Below are 23022 nucleotides of genomic sequence, written 5' to 3' on the forward strand. Positions count from 1 at the left end.
TAATTAAAGATGAAAGATTCTAATAAAGATAACAATACTAACAACAATACGCCTAAATTTAAATTTAACATGTATTGGATTTATGGCGGAATATTTCTACTGTTAATTGGTTTTCAATTTTTTAGTAGTGGAGATTTAGCTACTAAAAGCATTTCAAAAAACGAATTTAACGAAGTTCTAAAAGAAAACGATATCTCTAAAATTGTTGTAGTAAATAAAAACATCGCACATATTTACATAAAAAAAGAAGCTTTAAAGAAACCTAAATATCAAAAATTGGTAAACTCTGCTTTTTATAGAGATGGAGCTTCTTTGTACGAATACAATTTTGGTGATTTACAAAATTTCGAAAATCATTTAGAAGAAGTTAAAAAAGAACAAGGTTTAGATTACGATTTAAAAAACGAAAGCAGAACAAGTATGTTCGATACACTCATTGGTTTTTTACCGTTTATTATTCTTATTGCTGTTTGGTTATTTTTTATGCGAAGAATGTCTGGTGGAGCCGCAGGTTCTGGTGGTGGAGGACAAATTTTTAACATCGGAAAATCGAAAGCAAAATTATTCGATAAAGATACCAAAGTTAAAACCACATTCGAAAACGTTGCTGGCTTAGAAGGTGCAAAAGAAGAAGTGCAAGAAATTGTAGACTTCTTAAAAAACCCAGAAAGATATACTTCTTTAGGAGGTAAAATTCCAAAAGGAGCGTTATTAGTAGGACCTCCAGGAACAGGTAAAACCTTATTAGCAAAAGCAGTTGCAGGTGAAGCTGGTGTTCCTTTTTTCTCTTTATCAGGATCAGATTTTGTAGAAATGTTTGTAGGTGTTGGTGCTTCTAGAGTTAGAGATTTATTTAAACAAGCGGCTCAAAAATCGCCTTCCATTATTTTTATTGATGAGATTGACGCCATTGGACGTGCTCGTGGAAAAAATAGTATGACTGGTGGTAATGACGAACGCGAAAACACGCTGAATCAATTATTAACAGAAATGGACGGTTTTGGAACCGATACAAATGTAATTGTAATTGCAGCTACCAATAGAGCAGATGTTTTAGACAGTGCTTTAATGCGTGCAGGACGTTTTGATAGACAAATTTATGTAGATCTTCCAAACATTAACGAACGTAAAGAAATTTTCGAAGTGCACATTAAGCCTTTAAAATTGGCAGATGATGTAAATGTAGAGTTTTTAGCACAACAAACTCCAGGATTTTCTGGTGCAGATATTGCAAACATGTGTAATGAGTCTGCTTTAATTGCAGCGAGAAATGGAAAGAAGGCAATTCATCATCAAGATTTTTTAGATGCTGTAGATAGAATTGTTGGTGGTTTAGAAAAGAAAAATAAAGTAATTACACCAAAAGAGAAGAAAGTAATTGCGTATCACGAAGCTGGTCATGCAACTGTAAGTTGGATGCTAGAACACGCTGCTCCTTTGGTAAAAGTTACCATTGTTCCAAGAGGCCAGTCTTTAGGTGCAGCTTGGTATTTACCAGCAGAAAGAATGATTGTTCAAACAGAACAAATGCTAGACGAAATGTGTGCTACTTTAGGTGGTAGAGCCGCAGAAAAAATTATTTTTAATAAAATTTCTACAGGAGCTTTAAGTGATTTAGAAAAAGTAACCAAACAAGCAAGAGCCATGGTTACTGTATATGGTTTAAATGACGAAGTTGGTAATATTACCTATTACGATTCTTCTGGAAACGATGCATTTGTAAAACCTTATAGCGATGATACTGCAAAAAAAATAGATGCAGAAATATCTAAGATGATCGAAGCCCAATATATAAGAGCAATCGAATTATTAACTAAGAATAAAGAAAAATTAACGACATTAGCAGAATTACTTTTAGAAAAAGAAGTAATTTTTAAAGACGATTTATTAAAAATATTCGGAAAAAGACCCTTCGAAGCATTAGACGTAGAAGTAAAAATTGAAGAAAAAGTTAAAGAAGAAGCAACTACTCCTCCAGTAGATAAAACTTTAGAGTAATTAAAACTCTTTAATTTAAAGAATGAATTTTTTAAAGAAACTATTAAACATTCCTGTAAAAGAGGATAAAGAGATTCAAAAACAAGAGGTCGATTTATCTTTAGATGACCTTTTTGTGCATAATTTTATAGAAAAAGGTGGTAAATTTCTTTACTGCCTAAAAAAAGAAGAAATTTCTGAAAGTTTAGAAAAAGTTTTATTAGAAAATAACTGGAATGAATTGTTACTTTTAGACAACACTGCTAGCAGTCTTATAAAAAATAAAACTGTAAATACCATCTCTAAGTTTAATAATACTACACCTGTTTTTACAACTTGCGAGCATTTAATTGCAGATAATGGAGACATTCTTTTTTCTTCCAATCAGCTAAAAAGCACCAAATTATCTGAACTCTCAAAAAACTTTATCGTGTACGCTACAACTAGCCAACTAGTTAAAGATACTGGCCAAGGTTTAACTGGTATTAAAACAAACAGTAAAGACTCATTACCAACCAATATATCTTCCATAAAAAATTATAATATTAATAATAATGATGATAATTTTTTAAACTATGGTAACAGTAACTCAAAAAACTTATATTTGCTCTTATTAGAAGATTTATAATATGCGCAACCTTTTAAGAAGGAGTCTTTCTGGAATTATTTACGTTTTAATATTTGTAGCTGCAATTCTTTTTTCAAAAGAATCTTATATTACACTTATATCTATATTTGGGGTTTTGTGTATTTGGGAATTTTCTAAAATGATTAAAAATAAAAATGTAATTCCTTATATTTTTTTCGGACTTACACTTTTTTTGATGCTTAAAAGACCTTTTAGTTATGCTATTACAGGAATTTTAATCATAAATATTTTATCTTCTATCTATTTAATTTATCAACTATTCGCAAAAAAGGAAATTACTTTTGCGAACGATAGATCTAAATTAGGTTTTACCATTAGATATCCTATATTTTCTATCTGCTTTTTAGTTTTACTCCCATTTTATAACCAAAGTTATTCTCCTTATTTAATGATTTCGATACTCGTTCTTATTTGGGTGAATGATAGTTTTGCTTTTTTGGTAGGAAAAAATGTAGGTCGCAGAAAACTATTTGTATCGGTTTCTCCCAAAAAAACACAAGAAGGTTTTATTGGAGGTCTTGTTTTCTCTATGATTACAGCCTATGTAATAAGCCGAATTAATACCGATTTTACATTTTTAAACTGGTTGATAATCGCAATAATTGTATCTATAATTGGTACTATTGGCGATTTAATAGAATCGAAATTAAAAAGACAAGCCAATATAAAAGACAGTGGAAATATTATGCCTGGTCATGGAGGAATTTTAGACAGGCTAGATAGTTTGTTGTTTGCTGCTCCGTTTGTATATTTGTATATTAATTATATAATTTAACTTATGATTCGTTTCCATAAAGAAGGTTACAAAATAATTGTTATTGCTTTTATTATTGCCATTACTGGTATTTTAATGGCAGAAAAGTTACTAGAAACAAATTGGATTATTAAATCCATTCAGGTTTTTATCATTTTCTTTTTGGTGGTAATTCTTCAATTTTTTAGAAATCCAAAAAGACTTACCAATTTAGATGAAGCCACTATTGTAGCTCCTGTAGATGGAAAAGTAGTGGTAATTGAAGAAGTAGAAGAACCAGAATATTTTAAAGATAAAAGATTACAAGTTTCTATTTTTATGTCTCCAATTAATGTGCACGTAACAAGGTATGCTATGAGTGGAGTTGTAAAATATAGCAAATATCATCCAGGAAAATACTTGGTTGCTTGGCACCCAAAAGCATCTACAGAAAACGAAAGAACAACAATCGTATTAGAGAATGCTACTTTTGGAGAAATTTTATATAGACAAATTGCAGGTGCTTTGGCAAAAAGAATTGTAAATTATGCCAAAGAAGGTGAAGAAATTGTACAAGGTACAGATGCTGGGTTTATAAAATTTGGTTCTAGAGTAGATTTATTTTTACCAATAGGAACCACATTAAATGTAAAACTCGGAGACAAAGTAAAAGGTGGAACACAAGTGATTGCCCAGAAATAAATGAATACCAATTTAGACATCGAATTTTCTGAAGCATTTGACAAAATGTCTCAATTAAAAGAAGCACTTGCTCCAGATATTATGCTAAAATTTTATGCCTATTACAAACAAGCGAATTACGGAAGCACTTTTACATTTAATAACGAACTTGATGTTAGAAATGCCTTTAAAGCAAATGCCTGGATGCAATTAAAAGACATGTCTCCAGACCAAGCAAAACAAGAATATATAAATTTAGCAAACTCAATTCTTAATAGAAAAAAATAAAACTCATGAAAAATACAGCTTACATTATTTTAATATTTGTACTTTCTTTAAACTTTACAGCTTGTAAATCAGAAAAGAAAACCAACACAAAAGAAACATCAACAGCTAAAAAAAGCTCTGCAGTATTCTCTCTAAAAGAGGCTACAAACGAGGTTAACTTTACTGCCTATAAAACTTCAGAAAAAGTACCTGTTACAGGACAGTTTAAAACTGTAAATATTACTTCTGGTGGTCTAGGAAACACGATTAAAGAAGCGATAAACAATACAGAATTTTCAATTCCTGTAAGTAGTATTTTTACAAAAGATTCTAGTAGAGATTACAAAATTAAAAAATTCTTTTTTGGTGTAATGGATCAAACAAAATTATTGTCTGGTAAATTAGTTATTGAAAATGATTCTATTGGATATGCAAACATAAAAATGAACGGAGTTACAGAAAAGGTTCCTTTTACATATACAATTACAAACAAGACATTTGCAATGAAAGCAAATATGGATGTTACCAATTGGAATGCGACAAAGGCTCTTGCTTCTTTAAATAAAATTTGCGAAGCTTTACACACAGGTTCGGATGGAGTATCTAAAACTTGGAGCGATGTTGCATTAAATATTACATCAGAATTTTAAACTTTTATCCTAATCATATACAAAGGCTGTCTTAATGGATAGCCTTTTTTTGCTACAAACTTTCCAACGCACTTTTAAGTTTTGGGTGGGTAAAAACAAAACCTTCTTTGTTTACTTTTTCTGAAGACAACCTACTTCCCTCTAAAAGAATAATTGCCAATTCTCCGAAAAATAATTTCAATAAAAAACTAGGTACTGCAATTGGTAAATAAGGTCGTTTAATAGATTTTGCCAAAATTTTCGAAAATGTTTTACTAGTATGAAATTCTGGAGCAACTGCATTAAAAGTTCCAAAGAAATCTTCTTCAACAGCTTTTATATATAAGTTACATAAGTCGTTAATATAAATCCAAGACATATACTGTTCTCCAGAGCCTAATGGAGAAATAATAGGTGTTTTCATTCTATCTAATGCTCCACCTTTATCTGAAAGTACAACTCCAGTTCTAAGGACAGTTACAGGGATATTTAATTCTTTAAATTGGTTTGCAGCATCTTCCCACTTCTTACACACTTCTCCTAGAAAATCATCTCCAACAGCATCTGTTTCTTTAAAAATTTTATCGGTAGTTTTGGCTCCATAATAATTGCTTCCAGATGCAGATATAAAACCTTTTAAAGGAATTTCTAATTCCTTCACTTTATTAAAAATTAGATTTGCTGTATCTACTCTACTATCTATAATTATTTTTTTTCTTTCGTCTGTCCAACGCTTATCTGCAATTCCTGCTCCTGCTAAATGGATGATATAGTCGATGTTATCCAACGCTTTTTCATCTATATAATTTTTAGAAATGTTCCATTTAAACTCATTTTTATTTTCGGGACTTCTACTTAATATACGAACTGTATGTTTTTTTTCTATGAATAGTTCTGTGAGTTTAGACCCCACCAAACCTGTACCTCCTGTAATTAAAATTTTCGCCATGGGTAAAGATAAAAAAACCGCAATCGAAAAGATTGCGGTTCCAATAAAAAATCTTTATGAGATTATTTTATTTCTTTAAGTGCATTTGTAATTAACGTTTTTAAATGCGCTTTGTGTGCTCTTGTTGCTATATTACCTTTATTGTTGCTAACCCAAGACTTAATGGTATTTAGGTTATAAATAGCCATAGATCTTGCAGCTACACTATATCTACTACTTGTTCTACCAGAAATCATACTTATTAAACCTTTTGTGTATGCTGCTTGTAAATTCTGACGGAAAGAATTTACGTTTCTATAAATATCTGGTTTAAAGATGGTATTGTTTAAGTCTGTCATAAAAGTAGCTAACTTATATTTATTCCCATACAATTCTGAATTTGAAATTCTTTGCAATGTACGTGGGTGCATAATGTGTGCTAAAACTTTGGTTTGATAGCTTAAAATTTGTTCATGAATTTTAGGGTCTTCTGTTCCAATAAAGAAATTGTAACCTCTTCTTTGTTTTGCTAAATAGTTATATAAATCTTTAGGCGCCGTAAATGCATCTGGGGCAAAAACATATTTTTTTAATGCGTCCATTGCTCTTTTTTGATCTTTTAAACTTACAGGTGTATAAGGTTGCGTTCCACCTACTTGACCTGGTGCTGCTCTATCTACATAAACACCTCCAATAAATCTTGAAATTACGCTAGCTGCAGTTGCAGATTGTCCGCTTAAAATATAATATGCTTGTCTTAATTGCATATAAGACTCTCCAGTATTTCCAAAACGTGTTTTTATCTCTTTCATCATTTTATTTACCAACTTAATTCTATCTACAGAGTATCTTATTGGATCGCTAGATAAATCTCCAATCATAACTCTTGGATCAATTGCTTTTCCTGGAGCACGCATATCATCTGCATCATTTCCAAAAATTAATTCTGGTTTTGTAGATGCTTGTAATAACTTATCTCTTTCTGCTTTCGTTTTAAAAGGTGTATAACCAAATTGAATTGCCCAAATATCATAAGGTCCAACAGCCATATCGTAATATTGCCCTTGCTTGGTTCTATCTGTAGTTAAATTAATTCCAGCATAATCCATTACAGAACCCGTTAATGCTTTTCCTTTAATAAAGTTAGCATCTGCTAATTGTTCTGGAGAAAATAACTGACTCGCTTTCATATTATGATTCAGCCCTAAAGTATGCCCAACTTCGTGCATAATTAAAGATTTCATTCCTTCTTTTTTCATGCCTTCCATTTCTAAATCAGAAGCTCCAGCTGCAGAAAGTACAGTTTGCCCAAACAAAGTATTTTCGTGCATTAAATGCCCCATAGAACAATATAAATGGTTCTCTTTATTTTTAAAGAATTTCGCCTTTTCTTCCTCTTCAGTTAAGATATTTAAACTTAAAGCACTTGCATTATCAAAAATTCTATCGTAATAAACTCTATTTGTAAAATGTACAAATTCTAACATAATATCGGCACCTAAAATTTCCCCTGTTTTTGGGTTTACAAAACTTGGTCCATAACCACCAAAAGGAGGTTTTGGAGAAGACGTCCAACGTAAAACATTGTATCTTACATCTCCAGCATCCCATTTTGCGGTATCTGGTTGTACTTTTACAACCATTGCATTGCTAAATCCTGCTTTTTCAAAAGCTGTATTCCATGCCAAAACACCTTCTTTTATAGTTTCTCTAAATTCTACAGGTGTTGTATTTTCTATCCACCAGGTTATTGGTTTTACAGGATCAGATATTGTTGCGTTAGGGTTTTTCTTTACCAACTTCCATCTATGGATAAAATCTCTATAATTTACAACGTCTGTAGATGTCATATTATTCGTTTCCGTTAAGAAATAACCAACTCTAGGATCATCTAACCTTGGTTTATAATCTTTTTCTGGCATGTTCATAAACGTATGAAAAACCTTTATAGAAACGTTTCTTCCATCTGTAATAGCTGGACCTCCACCATTAAAAGCAGAAGGATTACTATACACATATTCTGTTTTAACATTTGTATTTTCTGGATAATTTTTAATTTCTTCAATTTTAGATTTACTTTTATCGAATCTACCTAAACTAAAAGAAAGAGGAGACTGTCCTGGGAATCTTGGGTTTTTAACTCTTGTAAATGTTTCCGACAAGAATAAACCATCTGCATCAATTAAAAACTCTCCAGTTTTTTCGTCTTCTGCCAAAATTTTTCCTGCTGCTACAACTGCATCACTAATATTTGCTTTAGACGATTTAGAAATTGCATTCTTTTTATCAAAATAAAAAGCAGTGTTTGGTACCACAAATTCTAAACGATTAAAATATTTTTTTAAATTGAATACACTTGATCCTTTGTAAGACCCTCTAAATTGACCAGCCTCTGTTACTCCATCTGCAATTTGAGAGAAGTAAATAAAGTCTTTATCTAATTGATCTTTTTTAACTAATAATTTTGTTGAACCAGTAATCGTATCTTGGAAAATAGTAAATAAACCTTCTATTTTCTTACTGCTCTTTGTAAGGTCTTTAATAGATTTCCCTTTCTTTTTTGGCGCTTTTTTCTTAGCTGCCATTTCTGCTTTTGCGTCTTCTTTTTTCTTCTTTTTCCAAAATTGAGCATTGGAATCTTGAACTCCTGCAACTGCCAACGTTAAGAACAAAGAACAAATTATTTTAAATGATCTTGTAGTGTTTGTTTTCATGTAATTACTGTATTGATTAAAAAACCGTTAAATTAAATTATATATAATTATTGATTGTTAATATTATGATAAAATAAGTTTTACAATTAAAAGACGCTCTTTTTTTGAATTAGTTACATTTTAAAATATTTTTTTCGAAATAAATTATAAACACATCCAATACTTAAATCTATTAAAGCTATGTTAATCTTTTTTTATGCATTTAATAAAGCCGTATTTTTATAGTGATGAAAAATAAAAAAAACAGAAAAGGATTTGTCTTTAAAACGTATGAAGCAGAGAGTCAATCTCCGTTTGAAATGCTTTTTGAAATTTTTAAAGAACTTATAACACATACTTCTGGCGATTTTGATGAAGCCATAGACTGGTTGCGTTCTTTGGATAAGGAATATAAACTAACGGATGAAAATTATACCATTGACGATTTTATTGAAGATTTAAAAAAGAAAGGCTACATTAAAGAAGAGGTAAAAGGTGATGGAACTGGAGGTACAAAAATCACCCCAAAAACGGAGCGTGCCATTCGCCAACAAGCGTTAAACCATATTTTTGGAAAGATAAAAAGAAGTGGCGCAGGAAGTCATAAAAGTAAATCTCCAGGAATTGGCGACGAACACATAGGCGATTTTAGAGCCTACCAATTTGGAGATGATTTAAACAAAGTTTCTATTACAGAAAGTATTAAAAATGCGCAAATTAATAACGGAATTGACAGTTTTAATTTAACAGAAAGCGATTTGGTTGTAGAAGAAACACTTCATAAAAGTCAAATGAGCACCGTTTTAATGATAGACATTAGTCATTCTATGATTTTATATGGTGAAGATAGAATTACACCTGCCAAAAAAGTGGCAATGGCTTTGGCCGAATTAATTACCACTCGTTACCCTAAAGACACGTTAGATATTATTGTTTTTGGAAACGATGCTTGGTCCATTAAAATTAAAGATTTGCCCTATTTGCAAGTTGGACCTTATCACACAAATACAGTTGCTGGTTTAAATTTAGCGATGGATTTATTGCGCAGAAAACGAAATACCAACAAACAAATTTTTATGATTACAGATGGAAAACCAAGTTGTTTACGTTTGCCTGATGGACAATATTATAAAAACAGTAATGGTTTAGATACGCATATTGTAAACAAATGCTATGCAATGGCGCAACAAGCCAGAAAGTTGCACATTCCAATTACCACTTTTATGATTGCACAAGATCCATATTTAATGCAATTTGTAAGAGCTTTTACACAAGCAAACCAAGGAAAAGCATTTTACACTGGCTTAAAAGGTTTGGGAGAAATGATTTTTGAAGATTATGAAACGAATAGAAAGAAAAAAATAAGATAAACCCCATACAACCTTCCCTAAGGGAAGGCTTTTAGCAGGTTTGAGGAAAAAAGAAAAATAAAAATATTAATTAACATAGAGATAAACACAACATGTTTCTTTTCTAGAGCTTGTACTGAGCGCAGACGAAATAGAAAGGATTAAGGATAGAAATATGAATTTAGAAAATATAAAAACATTAGGAGAATTAAAAAAATCAGGTTACAAATCGAAATCCATTAAAGACGAATTACGAGAAAATCTCATTAGTAAAATAATGAGTAAAGAAACCGTTTTTAAAGGAGTTCATGGTTATGAAAATACTGTAATTCCGGAATTGGAACGTGCCATTTTAAGTAAGCACAATATTAACTTATTAGGTTTAAGAGGACAAGCAAAAACGCGCTTGGCAAGATTAATGGTCGATTTATTGGATGAATATATTCCTGTTGTGAAAGGCTCCGAAATTAATGACGATCCATTGAATCCGATTTCGAGATTTGCCATTGAAACTATTAAAGAAAAAGGAGATGAAACTCCTATTTTTTGGTTGCATAGAAACGAACGTTTTGCAGAAAAATTAGCCACTCCAGATGTAACAGTTGCAGATATTATTGGTGATGTGGACCCTATAAAAGCCGCAAACCTAAAACTGAGCTATGCAGATGATCGAGTGATACATTATGGAATGATTCCACGCGCAAACAGATGTATTTTCGTAATTAACGAATTGCCAGATCTACAAGCAAGAATTCAGGTTGCACTTTTTAATATTTTACAAGAAGGCGATATTCAAATTAGAGGATTTAAACTGCGTTTGCCTTTAGACATGCAATTCGTATTTACTGCAAACCCAGAAGATTATACCAATAGAGGAAGTATTGTAACCCCTTTAAAAGATAGAATTGGTTCGCAAATTTTAACGCATTATCCAGTAAATATAGAAACTGCCAAAATAATTACACAACAAGAGGCAAATAAAGCGAGTTCTCAAAAAGAGTTTATAGAAGTGCCTGAATTGGCGAAAGATTTATTGGAGCAAATTGTTTTTGAGGCTAGAGAAAGCGAATATATAGATGCTAAAAGTGGTGTAAGTGCTCGCTTAAGCATTTCTGCTTTCGAGAATTTGTTGAGTACAGCAGAAAGACGCGCATTGGTTTCTGGTGACGAACAAACCATGATTCGTTTGAGTGATTTCGATGGAATTATTCCTGCCATTACAGGTAAAGTAGAATTGGTGTATGAAGGTGAACAAGAAGGCGCACATGTTGTTGCAGAAACATTAATTAAAAACGCGATTAAAACCTTATTTCCAGCTTATTTCCCTGAAATTAAAAAGTTAGAAAAACAAGATGCAGAAACTCCTTACGATAACATAATTTCTTGGTTTTTTAATGCTGCAGAAGATTTCGAATTGTTAGACGAGTATACAGAATACCAATACAAAAGTGAGTTAGACAAAATAAAACCTTTAGACGATTTTATAAAAAAACAACAGCCAAACTTAAATGAAACTGACACTTATTTTATGAAAGAATTTGTGCTGTGGGCGTTGGTTGAGTTTAAGAAATTAAGCAAACATCGTTTTACAGAAGGTACACAGTTTAAAGATCCTTATGGGAGTTTTATTAGTGGATTGTAAAAAGTAAACTTAAAATAATAAGCCCCTTCAGGTTTTAAAAAACCTGAAGGGGCTTTTCATGGAAACCTATATTTTTAATCAAGTTTAAACATTTTAATCGGCTCGTGATTTCCACGCTTTAAATTTTCGCACATAATTAAAGATTTATCGATTTTTTGCTGACTCGTTTTATAACGAATTACTCCATAAATTATACTACGTTTTTTTCCTGCAGTTAAGCTTTCGAAAATTTGGTAGGCATCGTAATCGCTTAGTAAAACGGCTTCTAATTCTTCTGGCATTTCTACTCCGTATTTAGAGGTATCTTCAAAAAGTTGCATTTGAAATTTATCTCCCAAAGACAAACCCAATTCTTTTTGTTTTTGTTTGGAAATCATCATTTTATAATCTCCAGAAATTTTGTCTTTTTTTACAGCCGCATAAAAATCGAGTTTTATATTATTAAAAATGAGTGCTACTTTTACACGACTCATTTTTTTATCAGCAAAAGGTTTAAAAATGGACTTTGGGATAAAAATATTATAAGGGTTTACATGTGTTAGTTTGAGTTTTTCTGTTTTCATTTTAAATGACGATTTCAATTTTTGAGATAATAAAAATAAGTATCTAAAATTAAAGTTGTTAATTCAAAACCAAAATATATTCGATATCTGCAGGAGATAATTTTTTATTTAATTGCTTCTTTTTAATTCCTAAAAGTGTTTTTAACTCATTAATTTCATGCAAATCAAAAACTAAAAATAAATTATGATTAAACGTTTGTACAGGTATTTTTCTTCTTTGTGTAGTACAAGCACTAAAGTCTAACCAATAATCTACATCTATTTTAGCAATATAATCTTTAAACAGGTTTAATTGGTCTTCATCAAATTGAAAAAAGACATTATTATAGATCAAATTGTAGCTTTTACAAACTTTACACATAGAAAGTTCTCCGTTTTTAACTCTCGATATTACTTTTGTTTTATTACACATAAGTTAATTTTTTAGTAGCAATCTGTTTTAATAAGTCCTTTTTCTTTTAAGATTTCAATACTTGAATTCAGTTTTTCTTTGACTATTTTATCAATTGCTTCTTCTACTCCTTTTTGCATTTTTAAAGACCCACAAATTAAAATACAGCCTTCATTTTGTAATGTTTTTATAATCAATTCTGGTTTATCTTCGACAAGGTTTTGAACATACATTTTAACTTTATGCTCCTGTGAATATCCAATGGTAAAAGAAGTTAGTTTTTTGTTTTCTAAAGCTTTAACAATAAATTTATGATAAACTTCAAAAGAATGCTTGGTTTTTCCACCCCAAAATAAATGAATTTTTGTTTTCTTGCTTTCTTGAATCATCCCTAAAAAAGGAGCAATTCCTGTTCCGTTTGCAATTAAAATAACCTCTTTTACTTTCTTTGGAAAATGAAAATGGTGGTTTTGTTGAATTGTGCCGTTTACAAAATCGCCTTTTTGGAGCTGCTCTAAATAGTTAGAACAAACTCCGAATTCGTGTTTTTTGACACTCAACAAAATGTTCTTGTCCATTTTTGCAATAGAATACAACCTGCTTCTATGTTCATTTTTTGGAGTAATGGCAATGACATCTCCTGAAACAAATTTTAGTTTGTTTTTAGGCTGTAGAGAAATTAAAAAAGTATCGTCTTTATTAATATTCGTTTTTTCTAAAACATTAAATTCTACTTCTTTTTTTGAGGATTCTGACAGTTCTGCCTCCTCAATTTCTAAGGAGCAATGGGTAAGGTTTTCAAATTCATTTACCCATTTTTTAAAAACGTTTATGTCTTGATTATCAATTTTTAATAAAGGCAATTCAGGAATAAATTTTGGGTGAATTTGTAAAGATGCATGCACTAAAATAGCAAACTTGCAAAATGCTGGATATTCTTTAGATCCAAAACCTACAACAGTATATTTTAACAAATGATGCTGTTGAACAGTATCTATTAATTTGATAAATTTATTTGCATTTGCTGGAGCATCTCCATCTCCATAAGTTGCCGTAAAAATAATGATGTTTTTTGCGTTCTTATAGGTTTTATAACTATTTAGAGCTGCAAGAAAAACAGTCTTCTCAGCATTTATTAGTGCGTTTTTAAAAGCATTTGCAAAACGAAAAGTGCTGCCTGTTTCTGACCCCACCAAAATGATATATTCTGCTGCTGTTTCATGGGTTTTGTTTTTTATCGCTACTGTTTTTTTTCTCCTATTTGATGTCATCGAAAATCCTGAAAAGACAAAAAATAAAATGGCAAAGCAAGCCAACACTAAAATTATTGACCAAAGAATAGATCCTTTTCCTGTATGTAAAAGCAAACTATAGTAAGAACCTAAAGTAACGAAACCTATTTTTTTCTCACTAACAATTGTGCCATTATATTGATGAATTGCCAATTCTTTATTTCGAAGTTTTACAAAAAAGTAATCTTCTTTGTCTGTAGAAAAAGGAAATTCAATCTTTTTTAGTTCATTTAAATTTATGGTTTCAAAAATTATAAAATCAGTTACTTTTAAGTTTTTAGTTACTGCTTTTTGTGCTGTTTTTTGATGATAATTAGTATCTTTTGGCAACAAAGAAAACTTTTCTAAAGACAAATAAACTCCTGTTAAAGTGATGATTATAATTGGAATTAAAGCATATCTCCCAATGATTATATGATAGTATTGATTACCATTTTCTTTGACAATTGTAGAGAAAAATTTACGAATCCCTCCTTGTCTTTTGGCGATTAAAATAACCCCTGTCACCCCAATTAAAAAGAGCAAAAAAGATACAAAACCAATTAAAAAACGTCCTGTAGATTTTAAAAATAAAGAACGATGCAAATTGGTTGCAAACTCAAAAATGGGTTCTTTTTGAATGATTTCGCCGATTTTTAAACCCGTTTTAGGATTTATATAAAACGTCTCACTTTTGCCTTCTTTTGTAATTACAGAAGTCGAAACAAAATTGTTTTCGTCAACTGCTATGTCGATAATTTCATCATACTGTTTTTGTAGAGTAGCGATGGTTTCGGATATTGATAGGGTGCTAATATCTACAACTTCATAGGGTTTTAGCTGGTCTGAGATAGGCTCGAAAGCCAAGATAACCCCTGTAACGGAAGCTATTATAATAAATAAAGCAGAAGATATAGCCAGAGTCAAATGGCTATATCTCCATATAGAAATTGTCATTTAGTTTGGTGTCTTATCTTTTTACTGAGGCATCATTCTTACATAACGAATAAATCCTTTTCCTTCGATTTTTGATGTTAAATTCTCTGAGGTCAATTCAAACTCAACATCATCTTTATAATATTCTTGGTCTTCCACAGCAGTTTCAAAGCGGATCTTGTAGCCTTGGTCTATCTTATCATCGGGTATTTCAAGAACGCTAATCGCTCTATTTCCGCCACTAATAGTTGCTCCAGTTATGGCATCAATATCTGCACGCACTTTTCCTTGAAATTTCCACCATTGTGTAATATCCGAATACCATTCTTCGTCGTCTCCTTGCACATACAAAGTTTTTTCGTAGTCGCCTTTTGGGTTTAATAAAGATATGACAACATAAGCACCTTCACCTGTATAATTTTTCAATTGAATCATACATTTATATGTAGTAGTAGAAGTTGTAAATGCCATTACACCCAAGGATAGGGTTAAGAGGGTTATTATTTTTTTTTTCATTATTTAAGGTTTTAAAAAATTAATATCTGTATTTTTTAATGCTTCGTTTTCTTTTGCTAAGTCGTACAAAGTTTCATCAAAATCTGTTTTTACAGTTTTGTTTGCACCTTCTGTAATTAAGTATTTGATAATTTTATCGTTTTTAGCTGTCATAACTGCTTGTTGTAATGCCGTTAATCCATTTTTATTTTTAACATTAATGTTAATAGGGTACTGTTTGATAAAATCTAACATTGGGATACTTTGTTTTTTAACGGCCAAATGATACAAGGTATTTCCATCTTTTTGAGGTGTATTAATAACTAATCCTTTTGCTTTTAAAAGTGTTAGTTTTTTCTGAAAATCTTTTAAATTTTTCGAATGGAATGTTTTAAAAAGATAATAGGATAAATTGTTTCCGTTTTTATCTATTATTGAAGTTTTTGCCCCTTTTTCTAAGAGAAATTGTACCACTTCTGGTTTGTTTCTAATAGATTTTGTAAGTGCAGACTCTCCATTTTTATTAGAAACATTAATATTTTTAGTCTTCGAGGCTAGGAGTTTTATGACTTCGAAAGAATTTCTTCCTGCAGCATTTATTAAAGGTGTATTTCCGTATTTGTCTTGCTGGTTTACATTTACCCCTTTATCAATAAAATAGTTATAAACCGCTAAATCTTTATTGTTATAAGATATGTTATGAAGGGGCGTTATTCCATCTTTATTGCTAACGTTGGGGTTAATGCCCAAACCTTCTAAGTATTTAATAAAACTCAATGGATTGTAACCACCACGCGAACCTATAGTTGCCGCCAAAATAGCGTTGTCGCCATTTGAGCTCTCGTCTTTATAGGGCAATCCTTTTTTTATCAATAACTCTAACATGGTTTTGTTGCCTTTATACGCGGTGTAGTTAAAAGCTCCATTTCCATAATGGTCTGTGCTATTGAGGTCTAGTCCTTTACGTACAAAATAATCTACGACTTTAAAGTCTTTTAAATGCCCAATCAACAGCAATAAGGCATTTGCCCCTTTTTCATCTACATCACTTTTAATATCAATACCATTTTTTATAAACAAATCATAAATTCTCGTATCGGTTTGTCCTGCAACAGCAGCAAAAGTTAAGGGGGAGAAATGATGCGAGTCCTTTACATCTAACCGAGCATTATGGTTTAGGAGATGTTTTATCAACTCAATATTTCCTTTGTAAGCAGCCCAAAAGATATAGGTTCTTTTGTCGTGCGTTAGTTTATTTACATCGTTCCCTTTTTTGGTAAGTAAATGTTTTATTACAGTATTGGGTGCCTTTTCTAAAATAGCATATACAACCGCATCAAATCCATTTGAATTTAATGCAGTAGCACTATTTCCTTCATTTATTTTTTGTTCAACTTTATCAATTGTTGGGTTTGATTTCCAAAAATCTCTACCCAAAAATACATTTTTTGTTTGTGCTTGTATAAATGTTGCAAGCAAAACAAATATTATTATAAATATTGGTTTTTTCATTTTTTTTTAATTTAGAATTTATAACGTAAAGTAGTGCCAAAACTAGCGGGTGTAATCCTATTTAAGTATACTGTACGATAGGCATTATAACCTAATTCGTTAAAAATATTGTTACCAAAAACATCTAAACTTAATTGCTCATTAAACTTATATGATGCCTGTAGGTTTACGGTAGTGTATGCCTTTAAATTAAATGGTTTTACTCCAGGAACCACACCTGTATGTGTGTAATTTCTAGACCAAATATTATGCGGACGCTCTCCTAAATAATAAACTCCGGTTCCTAATGATAGTTTTTTAAATGCATATCTTAACCATAAATTGGCGGTGTGTTTAGGAGTATTTAAGGGACTAGAATTTAAATAATAAGAAGCGTGATTTTTATATTTGGCATCTAAATAGGAATACCCTGCAATAACTTCTAATTTAGAAAGAACACGACCAATTAACTCTAACTCGACCCCTTTTCTTGTATCTTCTCCTCCTTTTAAATAGTAGCCTAAAAATGTTCCATCGTTTTGTAAAGCTTTTAGGTTTAAATTCTTACTTGAGGTAGAAAAATAGGTTACATTAAAGCGTAATGCATTGTTTAACCAAGTAGATTTAATTCCTGTTTCGTATTGATTCCATGTTTCTGTTCCTAATTCGTTTCCATTAATATCAGTATAAAAAGAAGTTCTTGGGTTAGAACTACTTGCGTAAGAACCAAATACAATAATATTTTCTATTGGTTTTATGTTAAAACCTACTAGCGGATTAAAAGCATCATCTCGTTTAGAACCCGCCAAACTTCTACCAATAAAGTTTCCTTTTGTTCTTTCTAAAGAAGTATAACGTATTCCTAAAAACACATCAGCCCAATCTGTTAAGGTAATTTTATCTTGTATTGTAAATCCATACGATTTTGTTTTAGAACCAGAAGCTCTTGCTGGGTTTGGGGCTACACTAACTCCAGAAGGTAAAACATTAGGTATAGATTTTGAAAGATCAATAACGTCTACATAAGGTTTCGTAGCGTCTGCATAGGTTGTTTTGTAGGCAGTGTTATCAAATTCTGAAGTTCTATAATCTACACCTATTTGAAACGTGTGTTTTAAAGAACCTGTTTCTACATCTTTACCAACTAAATCTATTTGTAAAACGCTGTTTTTATCACTTCTACCAGATGCATTGTATTCTCTATATCGCTGTGTATTCAATAATACTGGGAGTTTGTTTCTTGAACTTCCTTGAAAAGCATAAGACTTTTCTGCATAGGTTTGTAAATTAGACGCAAACAAACCTGCTTTGACACTTAATTTGTCATTAATTTCTCTATCAAAACGAATAGCATAGGTGGTGTTTACAGAGTTGCTTCTGTCGGAAGCAAATCCCATAAATTTATTGTCGGATAATTTAAGGATGTTATTCACATCGTAACCTCCTAGATTAATCGTTCCTTGATCTGGCGTTCTACTATCATCCATATAATCCATTTCTAAAATGATATTGGTTTTATCATTTGGCTTCCAAGCAAAAGACGGATTAATATAGAAACGCTCTGAACTTACGCTTGTTCTATAACTATTTGCTCTATCATAAGACCCAGCAATTCTAAAAGCAACGGTTTCCTTGGCATCTAAAGGTCCATAAAAATCGAATGTTGGGCGTATTTGTCCGAAACTTCCTGTTCTAAAACTTACTTCGCCTCCATTATAAAATTTAGGTGTTTTTGTGACCACATTAATTACGCCACCAGCAGAACCTAAATCGCCACCCAAACCTTGACTAATAGAAGAAACACCTTTTAATACCTGAACATTATCTACACCAGCCATGTCTGTTATTACACCAACGCCTCTAAAATCTGAATTGATGCGAACACCGTTTTTTAATAAAGGAATTCCTCGATAACCTCTTAAAGACATACTTTCTTTAGTGTTACCATAGGTAGCAAATGTGTAAACACCAGCCACATTTTTGGTAACATCTCTAAGTGTTAAAGCATTTTGTTGGTCTATAAGTTTATGCGATAAAATTGAAATACTTTGCAGTTGCTCGTTAGGCGCTAAAGGTAAACGAGTTAAAGTTTCTAATTTTTCGGCTCTTTTATTTCTTGAACCGAAAAGCTCAATTTCATCTAGCTGTGTGTTACTTTGCAAAGTAAAAATAATGTTAGACATATTTTCTTTTACTGTAATATTTAAAAATGCTTTTTTATACCCCACACTAGAGGCAATAATTTTATAACTACCATAAGGTACTTTGTTAATTACAAATGCACCTTTCTCATTTGCAGAAGCACCTAATTTTGTATCTTTTAAATATATGTTTGCATACGGAATTACTTCATTAATTTCATTTTTTACAACTCCCTTTATTGTTACTTGCCCATAAATTGTGGTTACACAAAAACATAATAGTAATAGAGATAATAAGCTTTTCATTGTAATATATTTTATTGTTTTTTTGAGTTTATAATTGTCTTCAAAAAATAAATACTTGTAAAATGATAATTGTTTACTTGGCTTTTAAGTATCTATTTCTCTACTTTTTTTAAAATAATTTTTCTGATTTTATTTTTTTACAAAAGATTCAATAATTTTATTCATTTCTTTTTCTTCAGTAACTTTCTCAGGAAATAAATGTTTGTATAACGGTTTGTTATCCACTTTTTTTTCTAAAGTTAAATTGGTATTTCTACTAAAAATTTCATCCCATTTATTTCTAACTAATTGCCATTTATTTGCATTTGCAAGCCACCAATCTTTGGCAGTTTTACATCTACTATCCGCAACTCTTTTGTAAGTATTGTAGCCTTTTTCTTTGGCAATAATTATATCTTTTCCGTTTTCACGCAATATTTTGCTATTGTCTTGGTCGTGAACCCAACCATAATTGGTAATTTCGTGTCTATTTCCTCTTAAAGTAATATTGTAATCGCTTCTTTGGGTGTATTCTCTTCTTGGTAAAGGCGCAGTTGTTTGGTTTTCCCAATAGCTTTTTCCATCTACATGAATCCACGTTCCAGAACCTTCGTAACGTGGGCTATCATCTACTTGATATACTTTTTGCGTCCACTGTCTTTTTACATCTTTCCTGCCTTTTTGCTTAAAAGTCCAGTTATTATTTCCATTATACATGTAAAAATTTCTATTTTGATATAACCAATCTTGTCTCCAATGTTTTATAATCATTGGTTTTGCAGGATTACCAACTTGCAGTATGTGCTGAATAACAATTTTGTTGTTTTCGTCTTCAACTAAACCAGCCCATTCTAAACCTTTATCGACTTTCGTTTTTGAGGGTCTGTAAGTAGAATCTTTACTATAATTAAAAGTTTCTGCAAAATTAAATGTTACTTCAAAACAGCCACACATTTCTTTAATGGCATTTTTGTCTTTCCTTTTTTTGCTTTGAGCGTTCGCAGAAATTGCGATAATAAGAAATAAACTTCCTAAAAATAATTTTTTCATTTGTTGGCGTATTTGATTCTAAATATTTTTTTGACAAAAATATAAAATTTATTTAGACTGAATAAAAATAAAACATATATTTGTCAAAAATTATTAAGAATGTTTCTAAATAGACTTTTTTGTATTCTTTTTTTAAGTACAACTACTTTTATGTTTACTCAAGAAAAAGTGGTAAAAAAAGATTCTCTTAAAATAAATACTTTAAATGAAGTAATTGTAACTGCAACAAGAACAGTTAGGCAATTATCTTCTTTACCAATGCCAGTTACTTTAATTTCTAAAAAACAGATTCGAAAATCTGGTGCAACAAGATTAAAAGATATATTATTAGAGCAAACAGGTATTAATTTTGTAACAAACCATAGTGGCTTTACAGGAGTACAAGTGCAAGGTTTATCTGCAGAATACACTATGATTATGATTGATGGAGTTCCACTTGTAGGTAGAAGATCTGGAAACTTAGACCTAAATAGAATTAGTGTAAATAACATAAAACAAATAGAGATTGTAAAGGGACCATCTTCTTCTTTATATGGTTCTGAAGCGTTAGGTGGTGTTATAAATATTATCACAGAAAAGCCAAAAAAGAATACTTTAAAAGGTAATGTTAGCTATTTTGTAAGATCTGGTTCACAAGACGAATTAGATATAAACACCAACTTTTTATATAGAAAAGAGAAGTTTGGAGTTGTTGCTGGCATCAACTTAAATTCGAGTGATGGTTTTGATTTGACCCCAGAAACCACCTATAAAACAACAAAAGCTTACCAAAATTATACTGGAAACTTAAAACTGACGTATGATTTTTCTGATCAATTAAAATTTTTGATTTCTCAAAGATATTTTTACGAAGAACAGGCTAAAAATAACGTACAAAGTGATTGGAATTCGAATGTAGAATTACATCACCAATTAAATGATACTTGGAATATTAATTATTCTTTTTATGCAACTAAATTTAAAACGGAAAGCAAATTTAATGGAAAAGTGTCTGAATTTAAGCAAACTTTAATGCGTCCAGAAATTAGAGTAACCGCGAAGTTTAGCAACAGTTCTTTAATCAGTGGAATTGGAGTTAATCTTGATGCTTTAGACAGAACTTTTTTCGCTAAAAAGGAAACTTTTAACGCCAAATATATTTTTGCTCAATACGATTTTCATCCAACAGAAAGAATAAATACGATTGTTGGTACACGTTTCGACAGCCATAATAAATACAAATCTGCTTTAAGTCCTAAAATTTCATCTAGCTATAAAATTAACGATTGGTTAAAAGCAAAAGGTTCTGTGGGTTATGGCTTTAAAGCGCCAGATTTTAGACAACTTTTTTTCAATTTTAATAATAACGCTGGTGGTTATGTAGTTTTAGGAATAAAAACCTTGCACGAATTATATGGAAATGTACCCAGTGTACAAGCTATTTCTAAAGATTTAAAGCCAGAAAATTCGATTGGTTACAATTTTGGTTTTGAAATAAAACCAATTTCTAACTTAAAAATATCTATAAACGGATTTAGAAATGATATTAAAGATTTAATAAATACGGTTGCTTTAAAAGGAGGTTTACCAAGTTTAAATCCAGGCACTTCTGTTTTTTATTACGAAAACAGAGACCAAGTTTTTACACAAGGAATTGAGTTGGATTTGAACTATAAAATTTCAAATAATTTTAGATTTATTGGTGGTTATCAATATTTAGAAGCCAAAGACAAAGAAGACATTAGTAAAATTAAATCTGGCAATATTTTCTTTCGAAGAACCCCTTCATCTCCTTCCGAAATTTTAAAATTGTCAGATTATTTTGGCTTATCTAACCGATCTAAACATACTGTAAATGCAAAACTTTTTTATCAAAATTTAGCACACAATTTTTCTGCAAACATAAGAGCCATTTTTAGAAGTAAATACGCGCTTTTTGACACCAATAATAGTCAAGGTATTGTGGATGTTTATGATGATTTTGTTGCAGGAAATACACAAATAAATGTAGCCGTAGAAAAAACTTTTTTTAATTTAATGAATGTACAATTTGGTATAGATAATTTATTTGATGAAAAAGGTTTAATAAACAAAGAAACTTTTAAAAATAATGATGCAGTCTTATTATTAGGAAGAAATTTTTACACACGCATACGATTCAATTTGTAGAAAACACATATAATTTAAACACAAATAAAAATCAATTAAACAATTAGTCATGAGAAATTTAAAATCAATTTTAGTGCTGGCTTTTTTTGCCATAATCGCTACATCTTGTAGTAAAAATGAAGAACCAACTGTAGAACCAGTAGTTTCTAAAAAAGCAACAAACATCTATGCTCCTGCAACTTCAGATAGAAGTGTAAATCCTCCTGTAGAATCTGGAAAATTCACTAAATTTAGCTTTAAAACAGGCACAGTTGTTACAGATAATAGCTGGGATATTGCTTTTAGAGCAACTACTATTTTAGTAAATGGTGGTAAAAAAATAGGTTTAGTAGATGAACCAGAAAGAACTGGAGATGGAGCATTAGCTTTAGAAACTAGTACTTTTGGCAGCATATTAGAAGCACCAACTAACAATAACTTTAAGCAAGATGCACCTGGTGCTTATGCCTTATTAACTGGTAGTAATAATGGCTGGTATTCTTACTCAGGACCACCAACACACACAATTAGTCCTATTGCAGGAAAAGTGCTTGTTATAAAAACAAATGATGGACATTATGCAAAAGTAGAAATCTTAAGCTATTATAAAGACAGTGATTCTTCAAAGCCTGCAAATGCGAGATATTACACTTTTAACTACGTATACAACCCAAATAAAGGAGATAAGAGTTTACAGTAAATTTTTAAAAATATTATGAATGGA

The 23022-nt window shown here is 30.9% G+C and carries 19 protein-coding genes; 10 read left to right on the forward strand and 9 right to left on the reverse strand.

The window, feature by feature from the left end; genetic code table 11:
- Positions 1–9: 9 nt before the first annotated feature.
- The 6 genes from ftsH to J3359_RS06005 are packed head-to-tail and all read left to right on the forward strand — an operon-like array spanning position 10 to position 4957.
- Positions 10–1998 carry an ATP-dependent zinc metalloprotease FtsH gene (gene ftsH / locus J3359_RS05980; protein ID WP_208079810.1) on the forward strand — a complete coding sequence of 663 codons (1989 nt, stop codon included), beginning with the start codon at positions 10–12 and terminating at the stop codon, positions 1996–1998.
- A 22-nt stretch (positions 1999–2020) separates the two neighbouring features.
- Positions 2021–2605, forward strand: a complete 585-nt coding sequence (locus J3359_RS05985) for an LUD domain-containing protein (RefSeq protein ID WP_208079811.1) — start codon at positions 2021–2023, stop codon at positions 2603–2605.
- 1 nt (position 2606) lies between these two features.
- Positions 2607–3401 carry a phosphatidate cytidylyltransferase gene (locus tag J3359_RS05990; protein WP_208079812.1) on the forward strand — a complete coding sequence of 265 codons (795 nt, stop codon included), beginning with the start codon at positions 2607–2609 and terminating at the stop codon, positions 3399–3401.
- Positions 3402–3404: 3 nt separating this feature from the next.
- Positions 3405–4061, forward strand: coding sequence for a phosphatidylserine decarboxylase family protein (locus tag J3359_RS05995; protein WP_208079813.1), 657 nt, complete (start codon positions 3405–3407; stop codon positions 4059–4061).
- Entirely contained in the window at positions 4062–4328 is a 267-nt protein-coding gene (locus J3359_RS06000) for an acyl-CoA-binding protein (RefSeq protein ID WP_208079814.1), read from the forward strand. It begins immediately after the preceding gene.
- Positions 4329–4333: 5 nt separating this feature from the next.
- Positions 4334–4957, forward strand: a complete 624-nt coding sequence (locus J3359_RS06005) for a YceI family protein (RefSeq protein WP_208079815.1) — start codon at positions 4334–4336, stop codon at positions 4955–4957.
- 52 nt (positions 4958–5009) lie between these two features.
- Here J3359_RS06005 and J3359_RS06010 read toward each other — a convergent pair whose 3' ends face one another.
- A complete protein-coding gene (locus J3359_RS06010; RefSeq protein ID WP_208079816.1) occupies positions 5010–5885 on the reverse strand; it encodes a TIGR01777 family oxidoreductase in 876 nt (291 codons plus the stop codon).
- 62 nt (positions 5886–5947) lie between these two features.
- The gene (locus J3359_RS06015) at positions 5948–8578 is read right to left on the reverse strand and encodes a zinc-dependent metalloprotease (protein WP_208079817.1); all 2631 of its coding nucleotides are present in this window, start codon (positions 8576–8578) and stop codon (positions 5948–5950) included.
- A gap of 227 nt (positions 8579–8805) precedes the next feature.
- Here J3359_RS06015 and J3359_RS06020 point away from each other — a divergent pair, with 227 nt between their 5' ends.
- Together J3359_RS06020 and J3359_RS06025 are read left to right on the forward strand one after the other, a co-directional pair.
- Positions 8806–9927 carry a vWA domain-containing protein gene (locus J3359_RS06020; RefSeq protein ID WP_208079818.1) on the forward strand — a complete coding sequence of 374 codons (1122 nt, stop codon included), beginning with the start codon at positions 8806–8808 and terminating at the stop codon, positions 9925–9927.
- A 154-nt stretch (positions 9928–10081) separates the two neighbouring features.
- Positions 10082–11548, forward strand: coding sequence for a magnesium chelatase ATPase subunit I (locus tag J3359_RS06025; protein WP_208079819.1), 1467 nt, complete (start codon positions 10082–10084; stop codon positions 11546–11548).
- 74 nt (positions 11549–11622) lie between these two features.
- Here the strand turns inward: J3359_RS06025 and J3359_RS06030 are convergent, their stop codons facing one another.
- From J3359_RS06030 to J3359_RS06060, 7 genes are all read right to left on the reverse strand, one after another.
- Positions 11623–12111, reverse strand: a complete 489-nt coding sequence (locus tag J3359_RS06030; protein WP_208079820.1) for a YdeI/OmpD-associated family protein — start codon at positions 12109–12111, stop codon at positions 11623–11625.
- Positions 12112–12169: 58 nt separating this feature from the next.
- Complete coding sequence (locus tag J3359_RS06035; RefSeq protein WP_243765993.1) at positions 12170–12523, reverse strand: DUF6686 family protein; 354 nt, start codon at positions 12521–12523, stop codon at positions 12170–12172.
- An 11-nt stretch (positions 12524–12534) separates the two neighbouring features.
- On the reverse strand, positions 12535–14730 hold the full coding sequence (locus J3359_RS06040) for a PepSY domain-containing protein (RefSeq protein ID WP_208079821.1): 2196 nt from the start codon (positions 14728–14730) through the stop codon (positions 12535–12537).
- Between the two features lie 21 nt (positions 14731–14751).
- Entirely contained in the window at positions 14752–15225 is a 474-nt protein-coding gene (locus J3359_RS06045) for a DUF2271 domain-containing protein (RefSeq protein WP_208079822.1), read from the reverse strand.
- 3 nt (positions 15226–15228) lie between these two features.
- Complete coding sequence (locus tag J3359_RS06050; RefSeq protein WP_208079823.1) at positions 15229–16716, reverse strand: ankyrin repeat domain-containing protein; 1488 nt, start codon at positions 16714–16716, stop codon at positions 15229–15231.
- An 11-nt stretch (positions 16717–16727) separates the two neighbouring features.
- Entirely contained in the window at positions 16728–19142 is a 2415-nt protein-coding gene (locus tag J3359_RS06055; protein ID WP_208079824.1) for a TonB-dependent receptor, read from the reverse strand.
- Positions 19143–19271: 129 nt separating this feature from the next.
- Complete coding sequence (locus J3359_RS06060; protein WP_208079825.1) at positions 19272–20171, reverse strand: DUF6607 family protein; 900 nt, start codon at positions 20169–20171, stop codon at positions 19272–19274.
- 99 nt (positions 20172–20270) lie between these two features.
- Here J3359_RS06060 and J3359_RS06065 point away from each other — a divergent pair, with 99 nt between their 5' ends.
- Positions 20271–22319, forward strand: coding sequence for a TonB-dependent receptor plug domain-containing protein (locus tag J3359_RS06065; protein ID WP_208079826.1), 2049 nt, complete (start codon positions 20271–20273; stop codon positions 22317–22319).
- 49 nt (positions 22320–22368) lie between these two features.
- Positions 22369–22998 carry an HmuY family protein gene (locus tag J3359_RS06070; protein WP_208079827.1) on the forward strand — a complete coding sequence of 210 codons (630 nt, stop codon included), beginning with the start codon at positions 22369–22371 and terminating at the stop codon, positions 22996–22998.
- Positions 22999–23022 lie beyond the last annotated feature (24 nt).

The organism is Polaribacter cellanae (genome assembly GCF_017569185.1).
GTDB classification, from domain to species: domain Bacteria; phylum Bacteroidota; class Bacteroidia; order Flavobacteriales; family Flavobacteriaceae; genus Polaribacter; species Polaribacter cellanae.